Source organism: Protofrankia sp. CiP1_Cm_nod2 (assembly GCF_920664355.1).
Classification (GTDB): domain Bacteria; phylum Actinomycetota; class Actinomycetes; order Frankiales; family Frankiaceae; genus Protofrankia.
Genome location: NZ_CAKKTL010000351.1, coordinates 1 through 3805, shown reverse-complemented (window position 1 = coordinate 3805; position 3805 = coordinate 1). Strand labels below are relative to the sequence as shown.

The following is a 3805-nucleotide window of genomic DNA, read 5'->3' as shown; positions in this document are numbered from 1 at the left end:
GCGCCGCCTCGGCCGACGGCCGCCGGGCCGGCCCGACCGGCCGGGCGGCACCCGCGGCGTCGACCACGGCCACGTCCCCGGCGTGCAGCTCGGACTTGTCCAGCCCGCTCACGGTGACCGCGAGCCGCAGCGGGGCACGGCACAGCACGACCGACAGGTTCCCCGAGGTCGCCCGCATCCAGCCGAGGGACGCGTAGCGCGCCGCCTCCCGGGCCAGCGCCTCGCCCGCGACGCGCAGACCGGCCGGCCACCCGTCGGCGTCCACCGGATCACCAGTGTTCACAAGAACGTCGTCCATCAGAGCAGCACCCGTCGAAACACCATCCACCCACCAGATCATCAATTTCCGCCGGTGTCACCTCCACCGGCACCCGCCCGGCCCCGGACACTGCCTGTCCCACGCCCAGGGACAGCCGGACGGCCTGCCCGGCCGGATGGCCGGATGGCCGGATGGCCGGTCGACGTCCGGCGCGGACCGGCGATCCCACCGCTGGACATACCCGGGCGGCCCCGGCCGGCGGCATATCGTGCTGTGGATGACTCCTGTCGGCCGGCCTGTCTCCTGGACGGGCAACGGCATCCGTCTGCTCGACCAGACCGCGCTGCCCGCCCGGGTCGTCCACCTCGAGGTCACCGACGTGGACGTGCTCGTCGCCGCGGTGCGGCGGCTGGCCGTCCGCGGCGCTCCCGCCCTCGGTGCCGCCGGCGCGTTCGGGGTGGCCCTGGCCGCGGCCCAGGCCGAGCGGGAGAACTGGGACGCGGCCACTCTCGCACGGGCCATCGGCGGCATCCGCGACGCCCGTCCCACCGCCCTCGCGCTCGCTCTCGCGGTGGACGCGGCCCGCCAGCGGCTAGCCCACGGGATCTCCGCGGTCCTCGAATACGCCCACGACCTGCTGGAGCAGGACGAACGGGCGAACCGGGCGATCGGCGCGCACGGCGCGGACTGGCTGCTGCGCAGCGCGTCCCGGCCCACCGGCGCCGTCCACAACACCGGCACCATCCACGACACAGGCACGGGCACAGGCAGCGGTGGCGGTATCAGCGCCGGTACCACCGGCGGGAGGACTCCCGCGACCGTCCCCGGCAGCGACGGCAGCGGCCACACCGACGGCGGTGGTCGCCGTCCGCTGCGCATCCTCACCCACTGCAACACCGGGGCGCTCGCGACCGCTGGCTGGGGGACGGCACTGGGCATCATCCGCGAACTGCACGCCCGCGGGGCACTGGAGATCGTCTATGTGGACGAGACCCGGCCGCTGCTGCAGGGCAGCCGCCTGACCGCCTGGGAGCTCGACGTCGAGAACATCCCCCACCTGGTGCAGGTCGACGCCGCCGCCGCGGGGACGATCGTGCGTGGGCTCGTCGACGCGGCCGTCGTGGGCGCCGACCGGATAGCCGCCAACGGTGACGTCGCCAACAAGATCGGTACTCTCGGGGTGGCGCTGGCCTGCGCGTACGCGCGGATCCCGTTCGTCGTGGCCGCCTCCGCGTCGACCGTGGACCCGGCGACGGCGTCCGGCGACATGATCCCGATCGAGCTGCGGGACGGCGAGGAGGTGCTCGGCCACGCCGGGTCGCGGGTCGCGCCGGCGCGCTCCCGGGCGTACAACCCCGCCTTCGACGTGACGCCCGTGAGCCTGGTGAACGCGCTCGTCACCGAGCACGGGATCGTCGAGGCCGCGCGCGGCCAGCGCCCGCGGCCGCCCGCCCCGCCCCGGTAGGCCGCCGACGCCCCCGACAAGGTCATCGACGCCTCCAGCAAGGTCACCGACCAAGGTCATCGGCATCCCCGACAGGTCATCGGTGTCCCGGTGGGCCGTCGGCCGGTGGCGGTGCCGCGATCAGGGCGGCGGCAGGACGCTGATCTGGGTGAGGCCGCTCACCTCCGGGTGGTCACCCACGCCGCGGTCGTGGTTCGGCTCGCCCGGCCGGCGGACGCCGACCGTCGACCAGCCGGCGGCGCGGGCGGCGTCCAGCTCGTCGACGAGGTCCGAGAGGAAGAGCGTCCGGCCCGCTGGCACCCCGGTCGCCGCGGTGATCGCGGCGTAGGACGACGGCTGCCGTTTCGGGCCCGCCGTCTCGGTGTCGAAATACCCGCTGAACAGGCCACCGAGGTCACCGGCGAGGCTGCGGGCGAACCAGGCGCGCTGCGCGGCGACCGACCCGGACGAGAAGACGTACAGCCGGTGCCCCGCCGCCCGCCAGGAGCGCAGGGCGCCGGCCACCTCCGGGAACAGGTGGGAGGTCAGCTCGCCCGCGGCGAAACCGGCGTCCCAGATCAGCCCCTGCAGGGTCTTGAGCGGAGTGATCTTCTCGTCCGCGTCCAGCCAGGCATCGAGCGCGGTGACGATCCGGGCGGTGTCCGCCGCCGGCTCACCGATCAGCCCGCGGACCTGCGCGAGCGCCCGGCTGGTGTCCGGATGCCGCTGGTGGCTGTCGATCCACGCGCGCAGCCGTGCCCGCGAGTACGGGTAGAGGACGTCGACGACGAAGGATGTCGCGCTGGTCGTCCCCTCGATGTCGACGACGACCGCCTCGGCGGTGACCGTGACGGCGGCGGTCACCGGGCGGCGGCGGCCACGGCGTACAGCGCGTCGAAGTCGGGGAAGCGGGACGCGATGTCGCTGCCGGTGAAGTCACCGACCCAGCCGTCGGCGTCGTGGAAGAAACGGACCGCGGTGAACGACGGGCTGCTGCCCATGTCGAACCAGTGCGTGGTACCCGCCGGCACCGACAGCAGGTCGCCGGCCTCGCAGAGCACCGCGTGGACCTCGTCACCGATGTGCAGGTAGAAGACGCCGGCGCCGGCGGCGAAGAAGCGCACCTCGGCGTCCGCGTGGGTGTGTTCGGCGAGGAACTTCGCCCGCGTGGCGGCGGCCGTGGCCGGCCAGCCGGGCGCCTCGGCCGGATGCAGCGCCACCACGTCCACGAGGACGAATCCCTCGTCGGCGACGACCTTGTCCACCTGTTCCCGGTAGGCGGCGAGCACCGCGTCCTGGCCGGCGTCGGACGGGAGGTCCGCAAGCGTCCACTGGTCGAACCGGACGCCGACCGGCGCGAGGGCGGCGGCGGTCTCGTCCGGCCGGTCGGTGTCGCGCAGCACGCGGCCCGGGTCGTCAGCGGGCCAGGTTGTCAGGTGCGTCATGACGGCCTCCTCCGGTCGTGTCCGCGGCGGGCCTCGGCCCGAGTCCCGCCCTGGCCCGCCAGTCCCAGTGTGACGCCGGGCATGCACCCGCGCTGGCGGCCCGCGAAGCAACGCAACGGGAACGACACACAGAAGCAGCGCAACGGAAACGGCACACGGCGGAGAGCCGCCAGGCACCGTGCCCACCGCGGATGCCGTGCGGGGCCGGGACCGCGCGGGCGGCTGGCGTCCCTTCGGCCACGAAGAACGATCACGACCGCGACGGGACCGGCCGCCGCCGGGCGGCTGTCGTCGCCGGAGCCGCTCATCGCAGTGGGACGGTCACACCTTCGCTGAACGGGCCGTCGTGGAGCTCCAGGTGATCAGGCGTGGCATCGATGGGAATGTCGAAGACGAGGGTGCCAGTGACCTTCTCCCCCTCGGAGATGTTGCCCCAGAGCGAGTTGGAGAAGGCCGCCCGGGACAGCAGCTGGTCGGAGCCGTGCCTGGCGCCAGTGGTGTCGTACAGGCTCTGCGAGGCCAGCGTCAGGGTCCGGTCCGAACCGCCGATGTTGCTGACGGTCACATTGGCCAGGCAATACTGGCCGTCCGGATGCCGGGGGAAGAATCCGGCCTTCAGCTCGTCGACACCGCACTGGACGTTCGTCACGGTGAACT

Annotated in this window: 5 protein-coding genes; 1 reads left to right on the top strand and 4 read right to left on the bottom strand. The window is 73.7% G+C overall.

The genetic code is table 11. The annotated features are described in order from the left end of the window. A partial coding sequence (locus tag NBW84_RS23140) for a class II aldolase/adducin family protein (protein ID WP_250287376.1) occupies positions 1–298 on the bottom strand: 298 nt, incomplete at its 3' end. Positions 299–536: 238 nt separating this feature from the next. Here NBW84_RS23140 and NBW84_RS23135 point away from each other — a divergent pair. Continuing rightward, positions 537–1724, top strand: coding sequence for an S-methyl-5-thioribose-1-phosphate isomerase (locus NBW84_RS23135; RefSeq protein WP_250287377.1), 1188 nt, complete (start codon positions 537–539; stop codon positions 1722–1724). 120 nt (positions 1725–1844) lie between these two features. On the opposite strand, the gene mtnC is transcribed toward NBW84_RS23135, so the two are convergent. The 3 genes from mtnC to NBW84_RS23120 form a co-directional block, all read right to left on the bottom strand. After that, positions 1845–2567, bottom strand: coding sequence for an acireductone synthase (gene mtnC / locus NBW84_RS23130; protein ID WP_250287375.1), 723 nt, complete (start codon positions 2565–2567; stop codon positions 1845–1847). After that, positions 2564–3148 (bottom strand): 1,2-dihydroxy-3-keto-5-methylthiopentene dioxygenase, encoded by a 585-nt coding sequence (locus tag NBW84_RS23125; RefSeq protein WP_250287374.1) that lies wholly within the window; start codon positions 3146–3148, stop codon positions 2564–2566. Before NBW84_RS23125 ends, mtnC begins: the two co-directional genes overlap by 4 nt. Positions 3149–3452: 304 nt before the next feature. Next, the coding region (locus tag NBW84_RS23120) for a DUF4352 domain-containing protein (RefSeq protein ID WP_250287373.1) at positions 3453–3805 on the bottom strand (353 nt) is incomplete at its 5' end.